The organism is Citrobacter sp. Cpo221 (genome assembly GCF_030332345.1).
GTDB classification, from domain to species: Bacteria; Pseudomonadota; Gammaproteobacteria; order Enterobacterales; family Enterobacteriaceae; genus Citrobacter; species Citrobacter portucalensis.
The window spans coordinates 1-26,699 of the sequence record NZ_JAOWIA010000053.1; the positions used below are offsets into that span (position 1 = coordinate 1).

Genomic DNA, 26,699 nt, shown 5'->3' on the forward strand with positions numbered 1-26,699 from the left:
TCCCGGACGGTCGCTGGATAGATTTACGCCTGGAAATGCCGGACAGCAGTATCTGGAATCAGCGTCAGAAAGAAGCAATGGAAGCAGTAAAGGATACAGGTTCGTAAAAACGTACCCGAGAAACAAAGATGATGCACTATGCACATTTTATAAAAATTTACTGTGGGGATAAATAAGTAATGTTATGGCAGTCAGGGAATTCTGTGACTGCCTGACCATGTTAAAAAACTAATCTGGCGAATTGTCTAGAACTAAGAAAACAACCACATATCAGCTTCTTCAAACATTTCCTGGACAGTACGGCTTATCTGTTCCTTCTCATGCTTGCTGGCGTCAGTGTTGATCGCCGGCAGTGTCATCATCGGTTTAACCCGAACATCAGCGTCGGGGAAAATCCGGTGAACCCTCTTACTCAATTCGCCCAGGATGATATCTTTCGCACCGGGCAGACCATCAAAATTCCTTTTGTCATAAACGAGTTCAACGAACATGCTTTAACTCCTCTTTACTGTATGTAATCACAGTATATACTGTATATATGAACAGTATCAATATGAGTGAGTTTATCATGAAGTTTTATTCACCAACTGAGCTGAGCCAGATTGTAGCTCTCCCGTTGTTTAGCGATCCGGTGCAATGTGGATTTCCCAGCCCAGCGCAGGATTATGTTGAGCAACGTATTGATTTAAATAAGTTAGTAGTTCGGCATCCCAGCGCAACATATTTTGTTCGCGCCGCTGGGGATTCTATGAGTGGTGCGGGTATTAGCTCTGGCGATCTGTTGGTGGTGGACAGCGCTAAAACGGCCCAGCATGGGGATATTGTGATAGCCGCCTTCGATGGTGAATTCACGGTGAAAAGGCTACAAATGCACCCAACTGTGATGTTGGTGCCAGAAAACCCTGCGTTCAATCCGATTATGGTGGGCGGTGAGGATTCGCTGGATGTATTTGGGGTTGTTACCCACATACTGAAGACTGTCGACTGATGTTTGCTCTTGTTGATGCCAATTCATTTTATGCGAGCTGTCAGACAGCATTTCGGCCCGATCTCAAGGAAAAACCCGTCTGTGTTCTTAGTAACAATGATGGTTGTGTGATAGCTCGTAGTGCGGAAGCTAAGGCGCTTGGGATCAAGATGGGTACACCTTGGTTCCAGCTGAAAGATGCTCGTTTCCCACAAAGGGTCCACTATTTTTCTAGTAACTATGAATTATACGCGGACATGAGTTTGCGAATGATGACCACACTGGAAGAAATGTCACCGCGATGCGAAGTATATTCAATTGATGAATCTTTCTGTGATCTGACTGGTGTCAGAAATTGCCGCGATTTGACTGACTTTGGCCGGGAAATCCGTGCGACTGTACTTCAGCGAACACACCTGACCGTTGGTGTAGGAATTGCTCAAACCAAAACGCTGGCCAAACTGGCAAATCATGCTGCTAAGCAGTGGCAGCATCAGACTGGCGGGGTTGTTGATCTATCAAATGTAGAAAGGCAGCGAAAATTGATGGCTCTTTTATCCGTTGATGAAGTGTGGGGCGTTGGCCGACGTATTAGTAAAAAACTTGAAGCGATGGGTATTAAAACTGTGCTCCAGTTGGCGGATACTGATATCCGATTTATCAGGAAGCACTTCAACGTTGTCCTGGAGCGAACAGTACGAGAACTTAGAGGTGAGCCGTGTCTGGAGCTGGAAGAGTTTGCACCAGTGAAGCAGGAAATTGTCTGTTCCCGGTCGTTTGGTGAACGCATTACTGATTATGAAGATATGCGTCAGGCTATCTGCAGTTATGCTGTGCGCGCAGCAGAGAAGCTACGCGGGGAGCACCAGTACTGTAGGTTCATCTCTGCATTCGTCAAAACATCACCGTTTGCGGTAAGAGAGCAGTATTACGGTAATAGCACGTCAGTGAAATTGATTACCCCGACGCAGGATACTAGGGATATCGTTAATGCAGCCATGCGCTGCCTGGATACCGTATGGGAGAATGGTCACCGATATCAAAAAGCGGGTGTGATGCTCGGCGATTTTTTTAGTCAGGGTATCGCCCAGCTTGATCTATTTGATGATAACTCGCCGCGACAAAAGAGCACTCATCTGATGGAGGTCCTGGATCATCTCAACGCGAAGGGCGGTAGGGGCACACTCTATTTTGCCGGTCAAGGTATCCAGCAGCAGTGGAAAATGAAGAGGGATATGTTGTCGCCTCGGTACACTACAAGGTTAAGTGATTTGCTACAGGTCAGGTGATACCGTGATTAAACGTTTACAGCATATTGAAATTCGATACTGGTTAAGAAAAACTATTTTTGATTAACAGTTAGTTAGATGAAGTTGTAAGTTATATTTTAATAATTTAACTAAGGTACTATTCACTTTTTATTTTGCTCAGCTATAAATATTTATAGCATCTAATGCTTGGGGTTATCTTATGCAGGCTGAACTCAGAACATTTCCTTTTCTAATAGTCCTTGCTGTTCCTTGTTTTGCTATTGCAGACACTGATCCAATAACTGCAATAAATCAGGCTTTTATTAATGCGAAAGTAGAGATAACAAGGCAAAGAATGGTTGAGCATTATGAACGAACATGTTCCTGGAGCGGGGAGCCTGAGCCTGATAGATGCCACATGGAGAAAGTATTAAAACCAGAAAACTATAAAGAGGTTGCAACTGTAAAAAGTGCAGCCGTTGTTATTGTTAATAATTTCAAATTCCTAGAGTCTAAACAAGTAGCTTTACCGTCTACAGTTTTAATTAATGCTTATAGCTATAAAAATTGTGGGCCTCAAACAGTAACCGCTTCTGCAAACTTATCAGTATCAGGTGCGAAAGGCTGGAGTATCACGAAAACTCATAGTGTATCATCCTCCACGCAGGTAGGTATGAGCCAAACATTTACTGGCAAGACACCATTTGGTGGTTCAAATACAACATTTAGTATTTCTAAAACGTTTGGACTAAGTGACACAACATCTAATGGAGAAACATACTCAGAAACAGTAAGTCAGGGGAATAGCGTATCAGTTACCGCCATGAAAGGTGAATCAGGTTATGTACAGTTAATAGCATATCAAGTTGGGCTTGATATTCCATTTAAAGCAGACGTTGTATTAGATGGAGATTTGAGTAGTAATGTTGACGGAAAGAAAAAAGCAAGCGAGTTTCTTTCTCAAGAGCAAAGAACAGTTCCATTTGAGGGTGTATTGCATCTGACAGGTGTTACGAATGCAATTGTAAATAACTATGATACATCTCCTGCAAAATGTGATGATGGCAACAAGGTATTCTATGAAGATCAATATAATACTAATGTACCAGCAGATATATATAGAAAACCAAAATTCAAAGATGGGGCAAAAAAAATAAGAGGAGGTAAAAGTCAGGTTAGTTTATTAAGCTCTGATGAGGATGGGCCAGTTATAGGGGCACCTGATGGTATATCGTATACTGTAATATCGAGCTCACAAGCTGTTATTCCGTCGGCGGCGTGTGGCTACAATGATTTATCTATAGCCAATAACGCTAACTACACTATCGAAGAGAGGCGCTATGAACAGCATAATAAAGGAGTTTTAGTAGCATCTTGGAATGAAAGAGTTGAGATATTCAACGGTTGCGCATCTGGACCGTGATGGCACTATCGATCACCTTATATCAAGAACATACGTGAGATGATATGGAAAATTAATACAAAGGATTCTTTTACAATGTTGATACAATCAAAAGAATCCTGTTTTAAATGTGTACACATTTGAGTACATTTTAACAAATTAAAATTTATATAATTTCTTATTATTCATCGTGTTACTCTTTTCCAAACTCATATCCATTTAGATGCCAGGAACGCGGAGTTTGATGATTGCCCGGTGATGAATCACACTGGCTGTATCAGTTCGGAGCCCTGATTATTCACATTCCCTACGGCACGCGTCACGGCGTGCCATATAAAATTCTCAGCCGGTACGGAACCATCGGCCGCAATTTCCGCAGCTTCTTTCCCTCCAACGTCCTGCCTCATCCATTCGCGAGCAGCATCTGGTGACAGTACCAGTGGCCGCCTGTCGTGAATATCTACCAGTCCTTTGTCTGCAGCAGCCGTCACTATCAGGAATCCTTCTGCTTCATCTCCACGTTCGAATGGTGTGCTGCCGATCGCCGCCATGAAAATCGGCTGGCCATCGGCTCGATGAATAAAGTAGGGCTGCTGTATGTCACCTTCCTTTTTCCATTCGTACCAGCCATCAGCAAAACAGATTGCTCGGCCATGTTGCCACAGAGGCTTAAACATTCTGCTGGTGGCCGCAGTTTCAGAGCGTGCGTTAATTAGCGGTGGTTTATCCCACCATCCAGGGGCGTATCCCCAGATAACAGGATCAAGATGGAGTTTCTCGTCACGTTCACTCAGAAGTAGAACTTTGGTACCTAGTGCTACGTTGAAACGTCCGATCGGTTCAGGATCGTATGGAATGTCTCGTTCGATTTCGTCAGCGAGAAGGACGAGATAGTCTTCACGCGTCATCGACTGTGAAAAGCGTCCACACATAGAAACCTCCAGCCATATGTCAGACTGAAAGTATAGGGCAGGAAGAAAAAGTGGTGCGCACCGGTAATGATTTAAAAAGGAGCTTGTAAGGTAAGTCGGAATGATGGTTTTGTGAATTGATGAATTCTTAAAAATGGGTAGATGCTGGAACAATGCGATCCCGAATTTTTCCCGACGACACCACGAAACCAATAGCAACTGATTGATCTTGAATGGGTGCAATAGTAAGTATCAGGAGGTGTTTTTTAGTGGCTTTTTTGTGTTAAGTTATTGAAGTTTATAGATTATTACGTTTTGAGCTGTAAACAGGAATCGTATTCGGTCTCTTTTTATGTGGCGAATGCGATGCCATCCAGGGCAAAACACGGCGTATTGCATGCTGCATTCTCCATAAACCATACCATACTCCTGCCCACGATCGTCCAGGCTTTTTTACCAACATTGCTAAAATTATAATCAGGTACCCTTGTACTCTGGAGGCGACATGGGACGACCTGGCAATATCTATCAACGAATCGACGGTACGCAGTGGCGTCACGTCTGGGTGGTTGGGGATATCCACGGATGCTTCTCGATGCTGATGGCTAAGCTGCGCCAGTACCGTTTTGATCCCTGGCAGGATTTGCTGGTTTCAGTGGGGGATGTTATCGACCGTGGACCAGACAGTTTGCGTTGTCTGAAACTACTGCGTAAACACTGGATTGTCGCGGTCAGGGGGAATCATGAACAGATGGCGCTGGACGCGCTGGCGACGGGGGATCAATTCATGTGGTTTATGAATGGTGGCTCGTGGTTCGAGCAGGCGGAGCAACCGGCAGCGAAATTTGCTCTTGAAGGGGGTTGGCAGTTACCCTGGATTCTGGAGCTGCATTGTCAGAACGGTATACACGTTATTGCTCATGCCGATTACCCGGATGATGATTATCAGTGGCTAAAAGAGATCGATTTACAGCGCGTGCTGTGGGACCGCTCGAGACTGATGAACAGTGGTTGTGCGATTCGCGGCGCGGATCACTTCTGGTTTGGCCACACGCCGTTGCGCCATCGGCTGGATCGCGAGAATCTACACTATATTGATACCGGCGCTGTATTCGGCGGCGAGTTAACGCTGGTACAACTGCAATAATCAAAAATCGCTGTATTCCTGGGCCGGATGCCAGAAACTGTCGATGTAGTCGTCCGCAGGTAAACATCCGCCGTTACGAATACGTTGATCGTCCATCGATATCAGGCACTGCTGCTCAGTTTTGTAGACATCAACCACGATATCTTCACAACCGCCATCCAGATAGCACACAAAAAGAACCAGCGTGAACATTCCATCCTCAAATGGTAAAGCCATACCTGTAGTGTAGAAGATGTTGATAGATGAGGGAAATTAACCAAGAAATAACCCGTCTGGCGACGGGTTCTTTTTGAATCAGGCAAGGCGCATGATCCAGGCATCTGACTTACGATCGTAGTGTTCGCGAAATAGTACTGAATGTTCTCCGTTCAACAGGGCCGGGACGCTGGTGTCGGCATCCCAGGCATCCAGTTGCATACATAAATCTGGATCGGATTTACATGGAATGGTTAACATTCGGTCCCCCGGCGATTCGCCATGTAACTCGGCGTCGTCGATTTCAAAAGCGCCAATGCGCACACTGGTTTTCATCATCGTGCTCTCCGTTAATTTGCTGGTTGTGGTACGACCAGTTAGGCCGTCCATTTTTCAGCGTAGTCAACGTTAGCAAAAGCGCCAGTAAAAACGTGCGTTATCCCATAAAGAGTTTGCCATCCCGGACAAGATCGCGCGGATAGCTATTCTTCAGTCGCGATCCAATGCGTTTTGCCAGACCGATCGGCTGATACTGGAACGTAACCAGTACGTCGTCACTCGTCGGTGCGGTTTGCGGGTAAACATCTCTACCGCGATACCACTCTTCCGCTTCGGCAAGGGTCAGCTCGAATGCATGGCTGTGGTTCGGATCGGCGAGGGCGATAACGGCCTCATGCTGCCAGCGATACCCTTTATTGTGGGTTTCAGCCAGTTTGATCCCGAGTCGAGAAAAGCGAACCTTGCCAATCAGAGGTTCAATGTCAGTCGGGAACAGCCAGATCTCTTTATCGCGCTGCCACAGGCGTAAATTATCTTCCCACTGCAGTCCACAAGCGCTCGCGGCTTGCGCGACAAGCGCAGACTCGCGTCCCTTCAGCGGGCTAAACGGGAAGTTGCCGACTTTATATGTCGGCGCTGGTAGTGCAGGGATTGCAGCTGTTTTGCGCAAACGCGCCACGAAGAATCCTTCGCAATCGTAGATCTGCGGGAACACATGCAGGAACCCTTCCGGCGTCTGGGCGCGTTCGGCCTGCGGAAATAAATCGCCCAGAGGTAAAAACTCGACGGCATCCGGGTAAGTTTCAATCAACCACTGCATGATATTTTCATTTTCGTCACGATTAAGCGTACAGGTCGAGTAAACCAATGTGCCACCGGGACGCAGGGCGTGGAAGGCGCTGTCGAGTAGTTCGCGTTGGGTCGCGGCAATTTCCAGATTACTTTCTACAGACCAGTTTTTTAGCGCATCGGGGTCTTTACGCACCACGCCTTCACCGGAACACGGTGCATCGAGCAATATGGCATCAAATGATTCCGGCAACGCGGCACCAAATACGCGTCCGTCAAAATGGGTCAGGGCGACGTTGGCTATCCCGCAACGGCTGATATTGGCATGCAGGACTTTGACGCGACTGGCAGAAAACTCATTCGCCAGAATGGCACCTCGATTATTCATTTTTGCGGCAATTTGCGTGGTTTTGGAGCCGGGGGCGGCCGCAACATCCATTACGCGTTCCGGGGTATTGCCTGCGGCAAACAGCGCAGCGACTGGCAGCATTGAGCTGGCTTCCTGAATATAAAACAGGCCGCTTAAATGTTCTGCTGTGCTGCCGAGCGGCACTGACTCTTCATCATCGCGTTCGATCCAGAAACCTTCCGTACACCAGGGAATCGGAGTGAGAGACCAGTTGTAAGGTGCTGTCAGCGCGAGGAAATCGGCAACGGAGATTTTCAGCGTATTGACGCGAATGCTGCGGCGCAACGGGCGCTGACAGGCAGCGAGAAATTCATCGAATGAGAGCGTGGAAGGCATTGCTTCACGCATTTGAGTCAGAAAGGCGTCGGGAAAATAAGCCACTTGGTACCACCGGCAAAAAAACAGGTGCGCAGTGTAGCATAACTGCTCCGGCGTACGTACTCGCGCCGGAGCAGTGGATACATTAACGTGGCAGGGCGGTGCCCCATTCACGCCACTCTTTCGGTTCGCTTTCCAGCAACAGGAAGTGTTTACCTGCCTGTGCTTTAGGTGCCAGCGGTGTACCCGGTGGTGTCGCGAAGGCGATGCCGCCGCGGATGAACTGATTGAAGGTACCAGTCTTCACGACACCGCCGGTCAAACCGAAGTCGAGATTGTAGCCGGATGCCAGCCAGAACACGGAGTTGTTGCGTACCAGATGCTGATAGCGTTGGCTAATGCGCATGGCAACCATCACACGATCGGAAAGCGAGCCCAGCGTCAGCCCGGTGACGGTCCCCACTTCAATACCTCTGAACAACACCGGGGTTCCGATATTCAGCGAACCTGCTTCTGGTGCTTCAACCACAATACTCAGACCATCGAGGTAACGAGAGTCGGTAATGGTGGCTTCCTGCAGCTCAAAATCACGGCGCGGATTACCGCGTCCGGGTTCAACGTTGATATACGGCTGCAGGATTGTATCCAGATGCTCCACGCCCGCTGCCGAAATTTGTGGGGTGATCACAGAGAAACGGGTACCGCTTCGCGCAAAGGTCTGCACGTATTCCGGGTACAGAACCGCTTTTGCCTGAACTTCGTTACGGGCGGTGATCAGCTCAAGCGTTTGGATCTGGCCGATATCGATTCCCAGGTAGCGAATCGGCATGCCTGCAGCGAGTTTACCGGCATCGAACGCATGCAGCGTTATCTGGCCGCCGACCGCACGCGCCGCGGTTTCCGAAGCATACAGAATACGCTTGTCACCTTTGCGTTGGCTGGCGCTGGCACCGCTTAAATTATCGAAGCTGATCGCCCCTTTAAGCGCGCGTGAAAGGGGAGATGCCTGTACGGTTAATCCGCTGCCGTTAAGCTGAACTTTTGCTCCGCCTTCGGCCCAGAACACGCTGTTGCTGGTCAACAGGTTGCGATATTCCGGTTTGATATGCAGATCGATATCAAACGCATCGGCGCGAGGACGAACGCTAATCACTTCACCGACCTCGAATTTGCGGTATAGCACGACCGAACCGGCCTGCACATCAGGTAGCGTTTCGGCGCTCAGGCTGACCGTAGTGGTTGGCAGATCGCTCAGGCTGTTTTCAATGGCTTTCTCCAGGTTAGCGTAAAGCGGGTAGCTTTTTTTCATTTCGCCCTTGGTTCCGGGCAAAATACGAATGCCGCCGCTGAGCCACTCACTGGCGCTGGCGCCAAGGAACTCCACGCCATCAAGTCCAACTTTGACATCCACGCGGCTGTTCACCACGAACTTACTGTCACCCTGCACCAGGTCACGATGCTGTGGTTCAACAGCAACGGTAAATGAGACGCCTTTGCTGGAAAGCGTACGCTCAATCACCTGACCGACCTGTACGCCGTGAAGAATTAGCGGCTGGCCAGCATCAATACCGTAACTCTCCGGCGCTGTCAGCGTAAACGTCATGACGCCTGGGTCGTGTAACAACGACTTCTCAGCGGGGATAACGACAAACTGGTTACGCGGCTCGCCTTCGCCAGGTACCAGCTCGAAAGTTTTACCTGTCAGCAGCGAACTGAGATTCACATCGCTTAACGATAATTTAGGGCTGTGTAACTCAATTCGTGTGTTGTCACGCAGTAGCGTTACGACGCTGGGATCGACCGTCATTTCGCCGGTGACTTTACCGCCTGGGTTTAAATCCAGTTTTGTGAGCTGACCGACTTCTAATCCTTGATACATCAGCGATGTTGAGCCTGCTTTGAGTCCATCTCCGCTGGGTAAATCAAGCTTGACGATCACTCCACGTTGGCTGTGTGCGAGATCCTGATATAGACCAAACGTGTCGTCTGCCGCAGCGGGTTTTGAGTCTTCGGGTGAATCAAAAGCAATGGCGCCGTTGACCAGCGCCGCCAGACTCTCCAGTTTTACCTTCGCACCGCTAAGGCTGACATCCGCATCCACACCGGAGACGTTCCAGAAGCGGCTGCCTTTTTTCACCAGATTGGTAAAACGGCGTTCGATCAGCACGTCGATGGTTACACCTTGGTTATTTGGGTTAATGGTGTAGTCATAGACCCGGCCCACCGGAATCTTACGGAAATAAACCAGCGAACCGCTATTAAGCGATCCGAGATCAGGGGCGCGCAGATGCAGCATTAAATCGCCATTATCCAGGCGATACTTGGGCTGAGTGTCGAGGGCGACGAAATGATCCTCGGCCTCGCCAGTACCGGGCATCATGCCGATATAGTTGCCACCAACCAACGCATCCAGACCAGAAACTCCAGCCAGCGACGCCTTTGGCGTCACCAGCCAGAACTGGGTATCTTTGCGCAGAGCATCTTTCATGCTCGATTTGATGCTGACGCGAACTTCAATTTTGCGTAGATCTTTGCTGAGGTTGATATCCTGTACCGTGCCCACTTCAACGCCCTGATAGCGAACGGGAGTACGGCCTGGCACAATGCCGTCCGCAGACATAAAGTCAATGGTCACGGTATTGCCGCGATCTTCATAGCTTCCCCAGATAAGCCATCCTGCGATCATCAGCGCGATGAACGGCAGCAGCCAGAACGGGGAGATACGGCGTTTTGTTTTAATCTGCGCTTCAGTCTGCGAAGCGGGCGTTTCCTGACTCATGTGCATCCCAAAGTAAGCGGCTGTCCAGCCATTCCACAGCAAGAATAGTCAATATTACCGCTGCGCCGAAATAAAACGCAGCCGGTCCCATAGTAAAAGCAAGTATCTGATCGCGATTTATCAGCGACATGGTTAACGCGATAACAAAGAGATCCAGCATCGACCAGCGGCCAATCCAGGTCACCATACGCAGTAGTTTTATACGGGTGCGCAACCCTTGTTCACAATTAAAGTGGATGCTGAATAGCAACGTAAACATCACAATCACTTTGGTAAATGGCACTAATATACTGGCGATAAACACGATCGCCGCTACGCCGACATTACTGTTTGCCAAAGACATTATGCCTGACAGGATTGTGTCTTCCTGCCGGCCGCCGTTGACATAAATTACCGAGATGGGCAGCAGGTTAGCGGGTAAAAGCAGGACAATCGAGGCCAGCAGAGCCGCCCAACACTTTTGGATACTTTGATTTCTGCGCCAGCGCAACGGAATATGGCAGCGGGGGCAGCGACCGCGGGCGTCCGGATAACCTGTAAAATGGCAGCCAAGGCAGACGCGGAGCTTATCATCGGGCCGACGAGCCGGTCTTTGCGGGTAGAAACGGTCCCAAAGCTGTTCAACGTTAAGATGCGACAGCGTCAAAATACTGAGGATCACCAGCGCAATAAAAGCAAACAGCCCCACGCCAGGCTGCAAAAAAGCATAGTCCTGAACCTTGATTGATGCGACACCGATACCCACCAGGTAAATATCGAGCATCACCCACTCTTTGAGTCTTTCCAGCATCAGCAGCACCGGGCGCAGGTTCATCCCGAGAATATTACCAAACCACAGATAAGCGATTGAAGTCACAAGAATTAGCGGCGCACCAGCGACGCAAAAAAGCACGAAGGAGGCGGTAAGGGGGTCACCTTGTCGGGTCATTTGCCAGATGCCTTGCATCACATTGGCATCAATGCGCACGCCTAATAAATAGATGTGCAGAAGTGGCTCTCCCCAGGCAAAGGGCATCAGCAGCAACATGGTGAAAGCCATGGCCGCCAGTCGCGTTAACGACCAGTCGCGTCCGTCACGAATTTTTGCCTGGCAGCGTGGGCAAAAGGCACTTTGGTGCGAACGCATTTTAGGCAAGCTAAATATCAGGTCACATTCAGGGCAGCGATGATAATGTGCACGAGGTAGTGCCTCACCGATGGACCTGATGGCTATTTTTTTAGTTGGCGTGATGCGTGGTGTCGTTAAGGCCATGTATCGCGAATCAAATTGTTGAAGTAATGTTATCTTAACTCATGACGGGAATGATCTTGAGCATTAACGCATTTAATGTTTATTTTAGTAGGCTGCAGTTTTAAGTAAGACAACTAAGTGATTATATAATGAACAAAATAGAGCTATACACGGATCTGAACCGTGATTTTCAGGCATTGATGGCAGGTGAAACCAGTTTTCTGGCAACGCTGGCGAATACCAGCGCATTGTTGTACGAGCGTCTTGCAGAAGTGAATTGGGCCGGTTTTTACCTGCTTGAGGACGATACGCTGGTGCTTGGTCCCTTCCAGGGCAAAATTGCCTGCGTGCGGATCCCGGTAGGGCGCGGTGTGTGCGGTACCGCAGTGGCGCAGAACCAGGTTCAGCGTATTGAGGACGTACATGCTTTTGATGGGCACATCGCCTGTGATGCCGCCAGCAATGCTGAAATCGTCCTGCCGATCGCTGTCGACAATCAGATAATAGGCGTGCTGGATATTGATAGCACGGCATTTGGCCGCTTTACTGAAGAAGATGAACAAGGTCTGCGTACGCTTGTGGCACAGCTTGAAACCGTGCTTGCAACGACGGATTACAAAAAATTCTTTGCGCGCGTCGCAGGATAATCAACGGATAACGTAGCAATTACTGATGACGTCATTATAATGTCGCCTGTTCATGCCTGCGCTTGTTGGCTACGTCCGTTGTAATCAGGAAATTTCATGGAAAATCAACCTAAGTTGAATAGCAGTAAAGAAGTCATCGCGTTTCTGGCCGAACGCTTCCCGCAGTGTTTTAGTGCGGAAGGCGAAGCGCGCCCACTGAAAATTGGCATTTTTCAGGATCTGGTAGAGCGTGTTGAGGGTGAAATGAACCTCAGCAAGACTCAGCTCCGTTCTGCCTTACGTCTTTATACTTCAAGCTGGCGCTATCTGTATGGCGTTAAATTGGGCGCAACGCGTGTTGATCTCGACGGCAACCCTTGTGGTGAGCTGGATGAACAACATGTTGAACATGCTCGCAAACAGCTGGAAGAAGCTAAAGCCCGTGTTCAGGCGCAACGCGCAGAGCAACAGGCGAAAAAACGCGAAGCGGCCGCTGCCGCCGGTGAAAAAGAAGACGCACCGCGTCGCGAGCGTAAGCCGCGTCCTGCACCGCGTCGTAAAGAAGGTGCTGAGCGTAAACCTCGCGCTGAAAAACCAGCAGCAAAAGCACCGCGTGCTCCTCGCGAAGAACAGCATACCCCGGTATCTGATATTTCAGTACTGACGGTAGGGCAGTCTCTGAAGGTGAAAGCAGGAAATAATGCGATGGATGCCACCGTATTAGAAATCACCAAAGATGGCGTCCGTGTACAGCTGAATTCGGGTATGTCTTTGATTGTACGCGCAGAACACCTGGTGTTCTGAAACGGAGGCCAGGCCTGGCATGAACACTTTTTTTAGGCTTACTGCGTTAGCTGGTCTGCTTGCATTAGCAGGCCAGGCACTTGCTGTGGAAGACATCACGCGTGCCGATCAAATCCCCGTTTTAAAGGAAGAAACCCAGCATGCGACGGTAAGCGAACGTGTGACGTCGCGTTTTACGCGATCACACTATCGCCAGTTCGATCTGGATCAGGCGTTTTCGGCAAAAATTTTTGACCGCTATTTGAATTTGCTCGACTACAGCCACAACGTGCTGTTGGCGAGCGATATCGAACAGTATGCAAAAAAGAAAACGGTCCTCGGCGATGAACTGCGCTCCGGCAAGCTGGATGTCTTTTACGATCTCTATAATCTGGCGCAAAAACGCCGATTTGAACGTTATCAGTACGCATTAAGCGTACTGGCACGTCCAATGGATTTCACCGGTAACGACACCTTTAACCTCGACCGAAGCAAAGCGCCGTGGCCGAAGAGCGAAGCAGAGCTTAATGCGCTGTGGGACGGCAAGGTTAAATTTGACGAACTCAGCCTGAAGCTGACCGGTAAAACCGATGCGGAAATCCGCGAAACGCTGACGCGCCGCTACAAATTTGCGATTCGCCGTCTGGCACAGACCAACAGCGAAGATGTGTTCTCACTGGCGATGACAGCGTTCGCCCGTGAAATCGACCCGCATACTAACTATCTCTCTCCGCGCAATACCGAGCAGTTCAATACTGAAATGAGCTTGTCTTTGGAAGGTATTGGCGCGGTTCTGCAGATGGATGATGACTACACCGTCATTAACTCCATGGTGGCAGGTGGTCCGGCAGCCAAGAGCAAAGCGATCAGCGTTGGCGATCGTATTGTCGGCGTCGGACAGACGGGCAAGGGCATGGTCGATGTGATTGGCTGGCGTCTGGATGATGTCGTGGCACTGATCAAAGGGCCTAAAGGCAGCAAGGTACGCCTTGAAATTCTGCCTGCCGGTAAAGGTACCAAGACGCGCACCGTGACGCTAACGCGTGAACGTATCCGTCTCGAAGACCGCGCCGTTAAAATGTCCGTGAAAACCGTCGGCAAAGAAAAAGTTGGCGTACTGGATATTCCTGGCTTCTATGTAGGCCTGACTGATGATGTCAAAGTCCAGTTGCAGAAACTGGAAAAACAGAACGTCAGCAGTATCATCATAGATCTGCGTACCAACGGCGGTGGAGCGCTGACCGAAGCGGTTTCGCTTTCCGGTCTGTTCATTCCTTCCGGCCCGGTGGTTCAGGTTCGTGACAATAACGGTAAAGTGCGTGAAGACAGTGATACCGACGGCGTTGTGTACTACAAAGGCCCGCTGGTGGTATTGGTCGATCGCTTCAGCGCCTCAGCTTCAGAGATTTTCGCTGCGGCAATGCAGGATTATGGCCGAGCGCTGATCGTTGGTGAACCCACCTTCGGTAAAGGCACCGTTCAGCAGTATCGCTCCCTGAACCGTATTTACGATCAGATGCTGCGTCCGGAATGGCCTGCGCTGGGTTCTGTTCAGTACACGATCCAGAAATTCTACCGCGTAAACGGTGGCAGCACGCAGCGTAAGGGTGTTACGCCGGATATCATCATGCCGACAGGTAATGAAGAAACTGAAACTGGCGAGAAGTTTGAAGATAACGCGCTGCCGTGGGACAGCATTGATGCGGCGACCTACACCAAGTCAGATAATCTGACGCCGTTCGGACCTGAATTGCTGAAAGAGCACAATGCACGTATTGCGAACGATCCTGAGTTCCAGTACATCATGAAGGACATTGCGCGTTTCAATGCGATGAAGGATAAGCGCAACATCGCTTCTCTGAATTACGCTCAGCGTGAAAAAGAGAATAACGAAGATGACGCAATGCGTCTGGCGCGTATTAACGATCGGTTCAAGCGTGAAGGCAAACCGCTGCTGAAGAAACTGGACGATCTACCGAAGGATTACCAGGAGCCGGATCCATACCTGGATGAAACGGTAAAAATCGCGCTCGACCTGGCGCATCTTGAAAAAGAAAAGCCAGCGGAACAGCCCGCAACCAGTCAATAACCTCGAACAGGCACAAGAAATTGTGCCTGTTTTTTTAACAAGTGCATGAAGACGTCAGTCTGATACGATAAAATGTAAAGTTGTGTCTTTCTGGTGACTTAGCACCTATGGATGCTTGAAAATAGTCATAAGACCCATACGATATGGGTAATCGCATAGTGCGTTTTGTTAAATTGAGGTTAAAAGAGGATTATGATGCGAATCGCGCTCTTCCTGCTGACGAACCTGGCTGTGATGGTCGTTTTCGGGCTGGTATTGAGCCTGACAGGGATTCAGTCAAGCAGCGTTCAAGGCTTGTTGATCATGGCACTGCTGTTTGGTTTTGGTGGTTCCTTCATTTCGTTGCTGATGTCCAAATGGATGGCGTTAAAGTCCGTTGGCGGGGAAGTGATCGAACAGCCTCGCAATGAAAGAGAACGCTGGCTGATGAATACAGTTGCGAACCAGGCCCGCCAGGCCGGGATCGCTATGCCGCAGGTTGCAATCTACCATGCGCCAGATATTAACGCGTTTGCTACCGGTGCGCGCCGGGATGCCTCGCTGGTGGCTGTAAGTACTGGCCTGTTGCAAAACATGAGTCCGGATGAAGCCGAAGCGGTTATCGCGCATGAGATCAGCCACATTGCTAATGGCGATATGGTTACCATGACGCTAATTCAGGGTGTGGTGAACACCTTCGTTATCTTTATCTCACGTATTCTGGCGCAGATTGCCGCTGGGTTTATGGGCGGTAACCGCGATGAGGGAGAGGGTAGCAACGGTAACCCGTTAATCTACTTTGCGGTAGCGACGGTACTGGAGCTGGTATTTGGTATTCTGGCGAGCATTATTACGATGTGGTTCTCACGTCATCGTGAATTCCATGCGGATGCAGGCTCAGCGAAACTGGTGGGTCGTGAAAAAATGATCGCCGCGCTACAGCGCCTGAAAACCAGCTATGAGCCGCAGGAAGCGACCAGCATGATGGCGTTCTGCATCAACGGTAAATCCAAATCGTTGAGTGAGCTGTTTATGACTCACCCGCCGTTGGACAAACGTATTGAAGCGCTGCGCAGCGGTGAATACCTGAAATAATTGGCAGCAGACTAAAAATAAAAAGCGCGTCGACAGACGCGCTTTTTTTATGCCTGAACTCGCGGTTGTGTGATACGTAAGCCGCTCACGATTGCGGCCAGCGAAGCCAGAATACCCGCTGTTATCAGCGAGACGTGTGTTCCGCTGTCACCAAACTGATTTAGCATCAGCGCAACCAGTGCGGCCCCGGTACTCTGGCCCAGTAAACGCGCCGTTCCGAGCATACCGCTCGCGCCTCCGCTACGATCACGCGGCGCGGAGGTGATGATGGTGTGATTATTCGGTGACTGGAACAAGCCAAAACCCGCACCGCACAAAATCATTGGCCAGATGATATTAAAATCAGAAGGTGATGCGGGCAGCAACACCAGCGAAAACAGCCCACACGCCATTACTGCCATGCCCAGCGCGCCCAGCAGACCCGCATGAACACGTTCAATCAGATATCCCGCCAGTGGGGCCATCACCATGGTTGCCAGCGGCCACGGCGTCAGTAGCAGGCCCGTTTCAACCTCGCTGCGCCCGAGAACCGTTTGCATGAAAAAGGGGAGAGAAACCATTGCCAGCATTTGTGCGCTGAATGAACAGATTGAGGTGCAAATAGAGAGTGAAAACAGCGGAATGCGTAGCAGATCAACCGGCAATAACGGTACTGGCAATGCGAGTTGGCGGCGGATAAAGAAAAACCCTACCATGAGAAGCCCCACCAGTTCAGCACCAATCAATTTTAGCGACTGTCCCTGTGCAAACCCGCTGAGTGCCGTGATTAACAAACCGAATGTTAAGGCGTTCATTACTGCGCTGGGCAGATCAAAGCGCGGTTTATTGCTACGTGAAGAATTGGGGGGCAAAAAACGCATAGCCAGTAGCAGGGCGATGATCCCCAGCGGGACGTTAATCAGAAATAGCCATTTCCACGAGGCAATAGAGAGAATTGCCGCCGCAATAGTCGGACCCGCTGCCGAGGAGACTGCCACAATAAAGGAGTTAATACCCATTCCGCGGCCAAGCTGGCGCTGAGGATAAATGAGTCGGATCAATGCCGTATTAACGCTCATCAACGCCGCGCCCCCAAACCCCTGAGCCACGCGCGCTAACGTCAGCATATGTAGCGAGTCTGACAAGGCACAAAACAGCGACGCCAACAGAAACACGACCAGACCACACTTATAAATGCGTCGGTAGCCAAACATATCACCTAAAAAAGAGAGCGATAACAGAGAAACAACGATCGCAATTTGGTAGGCGTTCACAATCCAGATTGAGCTGGCGGGTGAGGCCTGAAGATCGGTGGCGATAGTGGGGAGGGCAACGTTCGCTATTGCGCCGTCGAGTACTGCCATAGAGATGCCAATAACAATGGTTAAAATTGCGCCATATCGCTGGGGCAATGGCAGACCATCGGTCTGAGTTTTTTCCATAGGAAGTCAATATTGTCGGAATTTATGATGAGAATAATAATTTTAGCATTGATATTCAGGCGTTAGGTCGCAGATTTGTAACTAAGTAAGCAAAGAGCGATTGCGAGGGCTGATACGTGAAATTATAATAAAAACCGGTTCTGATTTTTATAAAACACTCGAAAGGGGTGATAAATGGCAATCGCAGATCTGGATAAACAACCCGATTCTGTATCTTCCGTGCTGAAGGTTTTTGGCATCCTGCAGGCGCTGGGTGAAGAGCGCGAAATTGGTATTACCGAGTTGTCGCAACGCGTCATGATGTCAAAAAGCACCGTTTATCGCTTTTTGCAGACCATGAAAACGCTGGGTTATGTGGCACAAGAAGGGGAATCTGAGAAATACTCACTGACCCTGAAATTATTCGAGCTGGGTGCTCGCGCGTTGCAAAACGTCGATCTTATCCGTAGCGCTGATATTCAGATGCGCGAACTTTCGCGCCTGACCAAAGAGACAGTACACCTTGGCGCACTGGATGAAGACAGCATCGTCTACATTCATAAAATCGACTCCATGTACAATCTGCGCATGTATTCTCGCGTAGGTCGCCGTAATCCACTGTACAGCACGGCTATCGGTAAAGTTCTGCTGGCATGGCGTGACCGCGATGAAGTGAAGCAAATTCTGGACGGTATTGAGTACAAACGCAGCACCGACCGTACTATTACCAATACTGATGAACTGCTGGTACTGCTGGATAAAGTCCGTGAGCAGGGCTACGGTGAAGACAACGAAGAACAGGAAGAAGGTCTGCGCTGCATCGGTGTGCCGGTGTTTGACCGTTTCGGTGTGGTGATTGCAGGCTTGAGTATTTCATTTCCGACGCTGCGTTTCTCTGAGGAACGTTTGCACGAGTATGTGGCGATGCTGCATACGGCTGCGCGTAAAATTTCAGAACAAATGGGTTATAACGACTATCCGTTCTAATCTGGCGTAATAGCGTCAACATTAAAACCCCAGGTATTTTTGTATCTGGGGTTTTTTATGAACAGTCATAAAGTTAGTTGGTGCAAATAACGTAGCGTATGTATTGTTGCTATATTAACCGTTATCAATAATGACCGTACTTTTTCTTAACAAAGGGCAATCCGACAGGCCAATGATACCGCTGTTTGTGTGGACGTATTGTGCGGTGCTGGTTCCGCGGGCGGTCAGATATTGGCATTGCAAGCCCAGACCCGCTGCATTCTCCTTACTTCCAATCAAAATTCCATAGCCGCTCAGTAATAAACCGATCCAAACCAGAGCTAACAACACAATAGCGCGGATTATCAGACGCATTACAACCTCTTATCTTTTCTCGTTATTATTAGATTAGCCTGTACATGGGATGAAACAAGTGAATCATTCCTAAAAAGATTGAATGCCGATACAGTTAACGCTGGGTTTAGGTAACGCATGATAATTTATAGACATAAGATGTAGATTCGAAGAGTGGAGCTGGAGTGAAAAAAATTCGCTGGGTAGTGCTGATAGTTGTCGTGCTGGTATGCATACTGATGTGGGCGCAAGTGTTCAACATCATGTGCGATCAGGATGTACAATTTTTCAGCGGTATTTGTGCCATTAATAAATTTATTCCCTGGTAAGCGCATTTTTGCCACAGTTGATTACCTTCTTGTGTGGCAGTGGTAAACTACGCTGTCTACATTGAGGTGGTAAAATGAACGAAGTTTTGAATTCTGGCGCGTTGAGTTTGGCGTCTTTGGCTGTATCGGTGGTGATTCTGGTTGTCGGGCTTGTACTGTGGTTTTTCGTCAATCGGGCAAGTTCGCGTACTAATGAGCAGATTGAGCTGCTCGAAGCATTGTTAGATCAGCAAAAAAGACAGAACGCATTGCTCCGTCGCCTTTGCGAAGCTAACGAACCTGAAAAAGCGGCAGAGCCTGCTGCGGTCACAGCGAAGGATGAAGATGATGACATCATCCGCCTGGTAGCTGAGCGTTAAAAGTGGTATGACAGGGTGAAGATCTGTTGCTTTTGTTCTCAGATGCTTCATCCTGTCGCCAACGTGCCAGATTATTTTCTTCTGCACATGTCGTGTAATTAGCACTCTGATACGCGTGTAAACTCAGTATTTTCAGATGCTCCAACCAATTAATATCTTATCCCCGGTCTGATATAAATATAATTTCCCATACGATAAAAATATGATTATGTCATTTTTGTGATAGCGATCGTTTTATTAACAGCGAAACGTTTCTCTTACTTTTTTTGTGCATTGTCATCATTCTTTCATTATTTTGGTGCAAAAGCAGAAGGCGGATCTCATTTTTACGCTTGTGACATTTTATGCATTACTAAGCATAAAAAATGATATCCGGCACACCCTGTAACAGCTAATCTGGAATAACCGAAGCTATTGAGCTATGGTAGAAATGTCCCGGCAATGGTGCAAGCCAGGCGGGGGATGGGGCGAGCGGCGGGAATATAACACTACTCGGTGTGGCGCATAACTGTGCAGTTGCTGTTTGATGAACGACGGGATTTGTGCGACCGATCGAGACACGTTTAAAAATGGCTTGCCATTATTAACGTTGTATGTGATAACACGTTTTGGGTTAAACGAGGTACAGTTCTGTTTATGTGTGGCATTTTCAGTAAAGAAGTCCTGAGTAAACACGTTGACGTTGAATACCGCTTCTCTGCCGAACCTTATATTAGTGCCTCAAGCAGTAATGTCTCAGTTTTATCTATGTTATGCCTGCGGGCGAAGAAAATACTCTAAGGAATTTTGCAAATGGCAAAGATTAAAGGTCAAGTTAAGTGGTTCAACGAGTCTAAAGGTTTTGGTTTCATTACTCCGGCTGATGGCAGCAAAGACGTGTTCGTACACTTCTCCGCTATCCAGGGTAACGGCTTCAAAACTCTGGCTGAAGGCCAGAACGTTGAGTTCGAAATTCAGGACGGCCAGAAAGGTCCGGCTGCTGTTAACGTAACAGCTATCTGATCGACACCACTGATTTGAAGCGCATATGCGCAACCATCTCAGATATAAAGCCTCGCCTATGCGGGGCTTTTTAATTCAAAATACGTCTAAATATTTCTAAATGCCCTTCCATTAGCGCTTTGTTGCAAAGGCGTGATGTTCGTAGCATAGTTTTCCCCGCTTTCTTACGACATTTCTCGTTAAATCAGACACCTGAAAAACTATCTTGCTGGAGACCAGGTGAAAAAGAAAAACGACGGCGACGCGCGCAATTTTACTCCCGTACGTTTTGCCCTGCTTTGTGTGGCAATATTATTGAGTCTGGGATTGCTGCTGGGTCGGGTTGCGTGGCTGCAAATTGTCACGCCGACGAGTCTGGTGAAACAGGAAGACATGCGTTCGTTACGTGAGGTAACTATTGCCTCGCCGCGCGGGATGATTACCGATAGAGAAGGGCGACCGCTGGCGGTAAGTGTTCCGGTTAACGCCGTATGGGCCGATCCTAAGACCATCATCAGCAAGGGAGGCGTGGGTTACAACGAACGCTGGCAGGCTCTGGCAAGGACTCTGCATTTGTCACTTAGTACGCTGGCGGAACGCGTTAACAGTAATCCTGGCGGACGTTTTATTTATCTGGCACGACAAATTTCCCCTCAGCAGGCTGAGTGGGTCGATGATCTTAATCTCCCGGGCATCAACCTGCGCGAGGAATCCCGCCGGTTCTATCCCGCAGGCCACGTAGCGGCGAATCTCATTGGTTTTACCAACATTGATGGACAAGGCATTGAAGGGCTGGAAAAGAGCTTTAATAACCAGCTGATGGGTAAACCTGGCTCCCGTCTGGTACGTAAAGACAAATTTGGCCATGTCATCGAAAATATCACCGAAGTTACGCCTGTACCTGCACACGAATTACAGCTCAGCATCGACGAGCGTCTGCAGACGGTCACCGAAGATGCGTTGGACAATGCCGTTACGTGGAATAAAGCGGAATCAGGAGCCGCAGTGCTGGTCAACATTGCTACCGGTGAAATACTGTCCATGGCGAGCTTTCCTGACTTCAACCCCAATAATCGTGATGGCGCGGTACTGGATGATTTTCGTAACCGTGCAATTAGCGATACGTTTGAACCCGGTTCAACCGTTAAACCGCTGGTGATCATGACTGCACTCCAGCAGGGGATAGTACAACCCGACAGCGTGATTGATACCCATCCTTTTTACCTTGATGGGCATCGCATTCGCGACGTCGGATTTTACCCGGAACTGTCGCTGACCGGGATTTTACAGAAATCGAGCGATACCGGCGTGTCGCACCTTTCATTGGCTATGCCTGTCCAAAAATTGCTGGATACCTATAAAAGCTTTGGTTTTGGCGACCCAACCGGACTGGGATTAACCGGTGAAAGTAGCGGTTTAATGCCTCAACGCCGCTACTGGAGCGATTTGGATCGCGCGACCTTTGCATTTGGTTATGGATTAATGGTAACGCCGCTGCAGTTGGCGCACGTATATGCAACCATTGGTAGTTTTGGTATCTATCGGCCCCTTTCGATTACCCGTATTGACCCGCCGGTAATCGGTACCCGAGTGATGCCGGAGGCGCTGGTTCACCAGGTTGAACATATGATGGAAAGCGTTGCGTTACCCGGTGGTGGGGGAACTAAAGCCGCGGTCAGAGATTATCGCGTGGCGGTTAAAACAGGAACGGCAAAGAAAATTGGTGATGACGGTAAGTATGTCGATAAATACGTGGCCTACACGGCAGGTGTTGCGCCAGCGAGCGACCCGAAATTCGCATTGGTTGTCGTCATCAATAATCCGCAAAACGGTGCTTATTATGGTGGGGCTGTCTCTGCGCCTGTCTTCAGCCAGATAATGGGTGATGTCCTGCGTCTGGAGAACGTTAAACCGGATGGCATGCCTGCTGACTCCGATCATCTGCTGGTGATGCACGGCAGCAACGTATCCTCGCCGTCGCTGTAAGTTATTTTCCCAGGGCGCAATTCGCGTTACACTTGCGCCCTTAAGTCACCTGCCGGAGTTGTCATGTCGTTTTCCTGTCCTCTTTGCCACCAGCCTCTTACTCAAGCGAATAACAGTTTTGTCTGCCCCGGGCGGCACCAGTTTGACGTGGCGAAAGAAGGGTATGTCAACTTACTGCCGGTTCAGCATAAACGATCGCGCGATCCGGGTGACAGCGCTGAGATGATGCAGGCGCGACGGGCATTTCTTGATGCCGGGCACTATCAACCGTTGCGTGATGCGATTGTGAATGTGCTGAAAGAGAAGTCGACTTCAGAAGATGCAGCGATCCTGGATATTGGCTGTGGGGAAGGGTATTACACCCATGCGTTTGCCGACGCGCTGACGGGTTGTACAACCTTTGGTCTTGACGTCTCCAAAGTGGCAATTAAAGCCGCAGCCAGACGCTATCCGCAGGTGACCTTTTGCGTTGCCTCCAGCCATCGTCTGCCGTTCGCAGACGAGTCAATGGATGCCATCATCAGGATCTACGCGCCCTGTAAAGCGCAAGAGCTGGCTCGCGTGGTTAAACCGGGGGGATGGGTTATCACCGCCACGCCGGGACCGCGTCATTTAATGGAACTGAAAGGGCTAATTTATGATGAGGTGCGTTTGCATGCGCCCCATACTGAGCAACTGGACGGTTTTGTTCTGCAACAGAGTATTGCGCTGGGGTATCAGATGCAGCTTCAGGGCAGCGAGGCCGTTGCCTTACTGCAAATGACGCCGTTCGCCTGGCGGGCAAAGCCGGAAGTGTGGGAAACGTTAGCGGGGAAAACGACGTTTGACTGCCAGACCGACTTTAGTATTCATGTCTGGCAGCGCCTGAATTAACCGTGGAAGTGTGCCCAGAGGATCTGGGCACCGATACCTATCAGCACCACCCCACCCAAAATTTCTGCTCGTTTGCCCAGCATCGGGCCAATGAAACGACCGATCATCATGCCGAGCGTGGACATTATCAATGTGGCGCAGCCGATAGCCAGCGCGGTGGCAATAATGTTGACCTGCAGGAAAGCCAGACCCACCCCGACGGCCATTGCGTCAAGACTGGTCGCAATGGCGGTGGTAACCAGCAGCCAGAAACCGTGACGGCGCTGCGGCTCTTCATCTTCATCACCGTTGTCGCGAAAACCTTCGATTATCATTCGCCCGCCTAAAAAGATCAGCAGAATGAAGGCGATCCAGTGGTTCCACTCCAGCACGAATTTGCTGGCCAGCATCCCCATGCCCCAGCCAATCAGTGGCGTAAGTGTTTCAACTGCGCCGAATATCAGACCGGTGCGCAATGCTTCAGAAAATTTGGGTTTATGCAGGGTGGCGCCTTTGCCAATTGATGCGGCGAAAGCATCCATCGACATGCCGAAAGCGAGAAAAACGGTAGCGGTGAGATTCATAACAGCGTCCTGACCGGGGTATCCATAAAACACATCACTGCCCCCAGTAACCATGCACATAAGCTGGAATCACTGTAAATACAGCGCCATTCAAATATGCATTGCAGTTGATGTGCCTATGGTCTCGCCTGACTGAACCTGTAAGTTCAGTCCGTACGCGCCACGTTTTTCAACGAGTATGTTGACACGTACATTTCCGGAGTCTGGAAATCGGCTACTCCCCAACGACGGGCGCAACCTTAACATATTTTGAGAATATAAAACAAGAAACGCAGAAATAATATTTGACTTCTAATTGAAAACGATTTTCATTTGGATTTATTTTTAAATAAAACGTTAAAATAAATAACATTGCGGACAGTGAAGTATAGCCTTGGCTATGTTTACTTTTATGCTGATATATAAAAAACATAGTTCAGGCTATATTTATAACTTATTGATTTGAAATTAAAAGTTTATATATTCTCTCAAGATCGTCTATATTTCGTACGCGAATCAACAATCTTCGATGTTCTAATTGCATCACTAATACACCGTCTTCAGATAAATTCATCTCTTTAATGCGGTTATATTCAATCCAGACGTTGGCGAAGAAAAAACCTTTCTGCTTGAAGATGATTTTTGGCGTACGGATCCAGAACAGATACAACCCCATCAATACCAGTGCGCATAATAACCATGTGGTAAATTGCGCGCCGTGGCTGGTGATGTTGTTGTAGATAAGAATAGCTACCAAGCCAAGGAAGATAACGCTGTCGACTCTGCTGCGGGGAAGCAGGGCGACAGTAAGCAGAGTAGGGCCATTACGGCGGGGCATGATGAACTGATCGTAAATGGCATACGCCAGCAGCGAAAAGATAAATAGAACCAGCACCAGGTCCGTGATAGTCATGAATCCTCAACCCTCTAAATAGAAAAACCGGGGGCAAGCCCCCGGTGATGTACAACAGTCTTACAGGCCGAGCAGTCCGACAGCGTAGCCCGCGATACCGATGACGAAGAAGCCAACGATGATCCACAGCGGGTTCACTTTCTTACGCAGCAGCCACATACAGGCGAATGTCAGCAGCAGAGGAACCAGACCCGGCATCAGCTGGTCAAGGATAGTCTGCACGGTGGTAACACGAGTCTGACCATCCTGACCGGTGATAGTGGAAACCACCAGAGGGATGTTTACGTGCGTCCACTTGTTAACCAATGCTCCCATGACAAACAGGCCGAGGATTGACGCCCCCTCAGTCAGTTTCTGCAGGAAGCCGCCGCCCATATCTTTAACGATATCGACACCTTTACGGTAGCCATATGCCACACCGTAATAACGGGTTGCCAGACGAACCAAGTTAAACAGGATGAAGAACAGCAGTGGCCCCAGCAGGCTACCGCTCATCGCGATACCTGCGCCGAGTGCGGCGAATACCGGACGTACGGTACCCCAGAAGATCGGGTCACCGACGCCTGCCAGCGGACCCATCAGACCAACTTTGATACCGTTGATGGCACCATCGTCAATCTCTGCGCCGTTTGCACGCTGTTCTTCCATTGCCAGCGTAACGCCCAGTACTGGAGCCGCTACGTACGGATGGGTGTTAAAGAATTCCAGGTGACGCTTAATCGCTTGCTTACGTGCATCGTTGTTTTCCGGGTACAAGCGGCGGATAGCCGGTACCATGGAGAAACAGAAACCCAGCGCCTGCATACGTTCGAAGTTCCATGAACCCTGAAACAGGTTAGAACGAATGAACACGCCACGAATGTCACTCGGAGTGAGTTTTTTCTCGGTGGTAGTTTTAGTCATATCAACCATTTCGCTCACCTGCTAGTCCAGTTCGTTATCGAGATCGTTATTGCCAGCCGCCGCAGCAGGTGCACCGGCTACGCGGTTATATTTCGGGCTCAGCTGAATGTAGAGGATGGCCATGACTGCGCCAATCACACCCAGAGCAACCAGGTTGAAGTTAGTAAATGCCGCGGTGACGAAGCCGAGGTAGAAGAATGGCATCAGATAGCCTGCGCGCATCATGTTGATGACCATCGCATAACCAACCACTACGATCATACCGCCTGCGATGTTCAGACCACCGGTTACGACTTCCGGAATGGCGTTAAGCATGCTCTGAACTTCACTGGTACCAACAGAAATCGCTACGATTACCGCCGGGATAGCGATACGCATAGCCTGCAGGAACAGAGAGGATACGTGCAGCCAGGAGAGCGCCGTCAGGTTACCGTTTTCGGCCGCCTTATCCGCTGCGTGCTGGAATGCTACGGTGATAGTACGAACGATAATGGTCAGTACCTGGCCTGCTGCTGCCAGTGGGATAGCCAGCGCGATACCGGCACCAATGCTTTGGTGACCCGCGATAACCAGAACGGTAGAGATAATTGAGGCCAGCGCGGCATCTGGTGCAACCGCAGCACCGATGTTCATCCAGCCCAGGGCGATCATTTCCAGGGTACCACCGATGATGATACCGGTTTTCATATCCCCGAGAACGGCACCAATCAGCGTACAAGCCACCAACGGACGGTGGAACTGAAATTCATCGAGTACCGACTCCATACCCGCGATACATGCGACGATGAACACCAGCACAATCTGAAGAGTGGTAATCTCCATTGTACTTCTCCTATTGCTATAC

At 49.4% G+C, this 26,699-nt stretch carries 28 protein-coding genes; 15 read left to right on the forward strand and 13 right to left on the reverse strand.

Features of this window, described 5'->3' with window-relative positions:
- Nucleotides 1-251: 251 nt before the first annotated feature.
- On the reverse strand, nucleotides 252-491 hold the full coding sequence (locus OGY72_RS13210) for a DinI family protein (RefSeq protein ID WP_286547859.1): 240 nt from the start codon (nucleotides 489-491) through the stop codon (nucleotides 252-254).
- Nucleotides 492-568: 77 nt separating this feature from the next.
- On the opposite strand from OGY72_RS13210, the gene OGY72_RS13215 reads away from it, so the two are divergent.
- From OGY72_RS13215 to OGY72_RS13225, 3 genes are all read left to right on the forward strand, one after another.
- Complete coding sequence (locus OGY72_RS13215; protein WP_286547920.1) at nucleotides 569-988, forward strand: translesion error-prone DNA polymerase V autoproteolytic subunit; 420 nt, start codon at nucleotides 569-571, stop codon at nucleotides 986-988.
- Nucleotides 988-2,256 carry a Y-family DNA polymerase gene (locus tag OGY72_RS13220; protein ID WP_286547861.1) on the forward strand — a complete coding sequence of 423 codons (1,269 nt, stop codon included), beginning with the start codon at nucleotides 988-990 and terminating at the stop codon, nucleotides 2,254-2,256. The genes OGY72_RS13215 and OGY72_RS13220 overlap by 1 nt, the downstream gene beginning before the upstream one ends.
- Before the next feature lie 181 nt (nucleotides 2,257-2,437).
- The gene (locus OGY72_RS13225; RefSeq protein ID WP_286547863.1) at nucleotides 2,438-3,640 is read left to right on the forward strand and encodes a hypothetical protein; all 1,203 of its coding nucleotides are present in this window, start codon (nucleotides 2,438-2,440) and stop codon (nucleotides 3,638-3,640) included.
- A 242-nt stretch (nucleotides 3,641-3,882) separates the two neighbouring features.
- Here OGY72_RS13225 and OGY72_RS13230 read toward each other — a convergent pair whose 3' ends face one another.
- The gene (locus OGY72_RS13230; RefSeq protein ID WP_286547865.1) at nucleotides 3,883-4,551 is read right to left on the reverse strand and encodes an SOS response-associated peptidase; all 669 of its coding nucleotides are present in this window, start codon (nucleotides 4,549-4,551) and stop codon (nucleotides 3,883-3,885) included.
- Between the two features lie 484 nt (nucleotides 4,552-5,035).
- On the opposite strand from OGY72_RS13230, the gene pphA reads away from it, so the two are divergent.
- Entirely contained in the window at nucleotides 5,036-5,677 is a 642-nt protein-coding gene (pphA, locus tag OGY72_RS13235; RefSeq protein ID WP_286547867.1) for a protein-serine/threonine phosphatase, read from the forward strand.
- On the opposite strand, the gene OGY72_RS13240 is transcribed toward pphA, so the two are convergent.
- From OGY72_RS13240 to yebS, 5 genes are all read right to left on the reverse strand, one after another.
- Nucleotides 5,678-5,869 (reverse strand): YdfD/YebW family protein, encoded by a 192-nt coding sequence (locus tag OGY72_RS13240; protein WP_003034941.1) that lies wholly within the window; start codon nucleotides 5,867-5,869, stop codon nucleotides 5,678-5,680.
- A 102-nt stretch (nucleotides 5,870-5,971) separates the two neighbouring features.
- Nucleotides 5,972-6,208, reverse strand: a complete 237-nt coding sequence (locus OGY72_RS13245) for a DUF1480 family protein (protein WP_286547921.1) — start codon at nucleotides 6,206-6,208, stop codon at nucleotides 5,972-5,974.
- A 100-nt stretch (nucleotides 6,209-6,308) separates the two neighbouring features.
- The gene (gene rsmF / locus OGY72_RS13250) at nucleotides 6,309-7,730 is read right to left on the reverse strand and encodes a 16S rRNA (cytosine(1407)-C(5))-methyltransferase RsmF (RefSeq protein WP_286547869.1); all 1,422 of its coding nucleotides are present in this window, start codon (nucleotides 7,728-7,730) and stop codon (nucleotides 6,309-6,311) included.
- An 82-nt stretch (nucleotides 7,731-7,812) separates the two neighbouring features.
- Nucleotides 7,813-10,446: a PqiB family protein gene (locus tag OGY72_RS13255; RefSeq protein ID WP_279275845.1), complete on the reverse strand. Its 2,634-nt coding sequence runs from the start codon at nucleotides 10,444-10,446 to the stop codon at nucleotides 7,813-7,815.
- Nucleotides 10,415-11,698, reverse strand: a complete 1,284-nt coding sequence (gene yebS, locus OGY72_RS13260; RefSeq protein ID WP_003833783.1) for a membrane integrity lipid transport subunit YebS — start codon at nucleotides 11,696-11,698, stop codon at nucleotides 10,415-10,417. The genes OGY72_RS13255 and yebS overlap by 32 nt, the downstream gene beginning before the upstream one ends.
- Before the next feature lie 128 nt (nucleotides 11,699-11,826).
- Here yebS and msrC point away from each other — a divergent pair, with 128 nt between their 5' ends.
- From msrC to htpX, 4 genes are all read left to right on the forward strand, one after another.
- The gene (gene msrC, locus OGY72_RS13265; RefSeq protein ID WP_003833782.1) at nucleotides 11,827-12,324 is read left to right on the forward strand and encodes a free L-methionine (R)-S-oxide reductase MsrC; all 498 of its coding nucleotides are present in this window, start codon (nucleotides 11,827-11,829) and stop codon (nucleotides 12,322-12,324) included.
- 96 nt (nucleotides 12,325-12,420) lie between these two features.
- Nucleotides 12,421-13,107 (forward strand): RNA chaperone ProQ, encoded by a 687-nt coding sequence (gene proQ / locus OGY72_RS13270; protein WP_003833781.1) that lies wholly within the window; start codon nucleotides 12,421-12,423, stop codon nucleotides 13,105-13,107.
- A 19-nt stretch (nucleotides 13,108-13,126) separates the two neighbouring features.
- Nucleotides 13,127-15,175: a carboxy terminal-processing peptidase gene (gene prc / locus OGY72_RS13275; protein ID WP_286547875.1), complete on the forward strand. Its 2,049-nt coding sequence runs from the start codon at nucleotides 13,127-13,129 to the stop codon at nucleotides 15,173-15,175.
- A 192-nt stretch (nucleotides 15,176-15,367) separates the two neighbouring features.
- Nucleotides 15,368-16,249 carry a protease HtpX gene (gene htpX / locus OGY72_RS13280; RefSeq protein ID WP_003034964.1) on the forward strand — a complete coding sequence of 294 codons (882 nt, stop codon included), beginning with the start codon at nucleotides 15,368-15,370 and terminating at the stop codon, nucleotides 16,247-16,249.
- 47 nt (nucleotides 16,250-16,296) lie between these two features.
- Here htpX and OGY72_RS13285 read toward each other — a convergent pair whose 3' ends face one another.
- On the reverse strand, nucleotides 16,297-17,670 hold the full coding sequence (locus OGY72_RS13285; protein ID WP_286547876.1) for an MFS transporter: 1,374 nt from the start codon (nucleotides 17,668-17,670) through the stop codon (nucleotides 16,297-16,299).
- Between the two features lie 174 nt (nucleotides 17,671-17,844).
- On the opposite strand from OGY72_RS13285, the gene kdgR reads away from it, so the two are divergent.
- On the forward strand, nucleotides 17,845-18,636 hold the full coding sequence (gene kdgR, locus OGY72_RS13290) for a DNA-binding transcriptional regulator KdgR (RefSeq protein WP_003833778.1): 792 nt from the start codon (nucleotides 17,845-17,847) through the stop codon (nucleotides 18,634-18,636).
- A gap of 114 nt (nucleotides 18,637-18,750) precedes the next feature.
- Here the strand turns inward: kdgR and OGY72_RS13295 are convergent, their stop codons facing one another.
- Nucleotides 18,751-18,990, reverse strand: coding sequence for a YobH family protein (locus tag OGY72_RS13295; RefSeq protein WP_003034975.1), 240 nt, complete (start codon nucleotides 18,988-18,990; stop codon nucleotides 18,751-18,753).
- A gap of 164 nt (nucleotides 18,991-19,154) precedes the next feature.
- Between OGY72_RS13295 and mgrB the strand changes: the two genes are divergently transcribed.
- The 6 genes from mgrB to rlmA all read left to right on the forward strand — a co-directional run bounded on the left by mgrB (nucleotide 19,155) and on the right by rlmA (nucleotide 23,497).
- Complete coding sequence (mgrB, locus tag OGY72_RS13300; protein WP_003034977.1) at nucleotides 19,155-19,298, forward strand: PhoP/PhoQ regulatory lipoprotein MgrB; 144 nt, start codon at nucleotides 19,155-19,157, stop codon at nucleotides 19,296-19,298.
- Between the two features lie 74 nt (nucleotides 19,299-19,372).
- Nucleotides 19,373-19,657 (forward strand): YebO family protein, encoded by a 285-nt coding sequence (locus tag OGY72_RS13305; protein ID WP_003833774.1) that lies wholly within the window; start codon nucleotides 19,373-19,375, stop codon nucleotides 19,655-19,657.
- A gap of 636 nt (nucleotides 19,658-20,293) precedes the next feature.
- Nucleotides 20,294-20,437 (forward strand): DUF2627 domain-containing protein, encoded by a 144-nt coding sequence (locus tag OGY72_RS13310; RefSeq protein WP_003034983.1) that lies wholly within the window; start codon nucleotides 20,294-20,296, stop codon nucleotides 20,435-20,437.
- A 12-nt stretch (nucleotides 20,438-20,449) separates the two neighbouring features.
- Nucleotides 20,450-20,659, forward strand: coding sequence for a transcription antiterminator/RNA stability regulator CspE (gene cspE, locus OGY72_RS13315; RefSeq protein ID WP_001062678.1), 210 nt, complete (start codon nucleotides 20,450-20,452; stop codon nucleotides 20,657-20,659).
- A 219-nt stretch (nucleotides 20,660-20,878) separates the two neighbouring features.
- Nucleotides 20,879-22,624 (forward strand): peptidoglycan DD-transpeptidase FtsI2/PBP3(PARA), encoded by a 1,746-nt coding sequence (gene ftsI2 / locus OGY72_RS13320; RefSeq protein ID WP_003833773.1) that lies wholly within the window; start codon nucleotides 20,879-20,881, stop codon nucleotides 22,622-22,624.
- A 63-nt stretch (nucleotides 22,625-22,687) separates the two neighbouring features.
- Nucleotides 22,688-23,497 carry a 23S rRNA (guanine(745)-N(1))-methyltransferase gene (rlmA, locus tag OGY72_RS13325; protein ID WP_003833772.1) on the forward strand — a complete coding sequence of 270 codons (810 nt, stop codon included), beginning with the start codon at nucleotides 22,688-22,690 and terminating at the stop codon, nucleotides 23,495-23,497.
- On the opposite strand, the gene mntP is transcribed toward rlmA, so the two are convergent.
- The 4 genes from mntP to OGY72_RS13345 form a co-directional block, all read right to left on the reverse strand.
- Entirely contained in the window at nucleotides 23,494-24,060 is a 567-nt protein-coding gene (gene mntP, locus OGY72_RS13330; RefSeq protein WP_149384882.1) for a manganese efflux pump MntP, read from the reverse strand. The genes rlmA and mntP overlap by 4 nt on opposite strands.
- Nucleotides 24,061-24,493: 433 nt before the next feature.
- Nucleotides 24,494-24,952: a DUF986 family protein gene (locus OGY72_RS13335; protein WP_003021010.1), complete on the reverse strand. Its 459-nt coding sequence runs from the start codon at nucleotides 24,950-24,952 to the stop codon at nucleotides 24,494-24,496.
- 60 nt (nucleotides 24,953-25,012) lie between these two features.
- Complete coding sequence (locus OGY72_RS13340; RefSeq protein WP_003833769.1) at nucleotides 25,013-25,864, reverse strand: PTS mannose transporter subunit IID; 852 nt, start codon at nucleotides 25,862-25,864, stop codon at nucleotides 25,013-25,015.
- A gap of 12 nt (nucleotides 25,865-25,876) precedes the next feature.
- Entirely contained in the window at nucleotides 25,877-26,677 is an 801-nt protein-coding gene (locus OGY72_RS13345) for a PTS mannose/fructose/sorbose transporter subunit IIC (protein ID WP_003021004.1), read from the reverse strand.
- Nucleotides 26,678-26,699 lie beyond the last annotated feature (22 nt).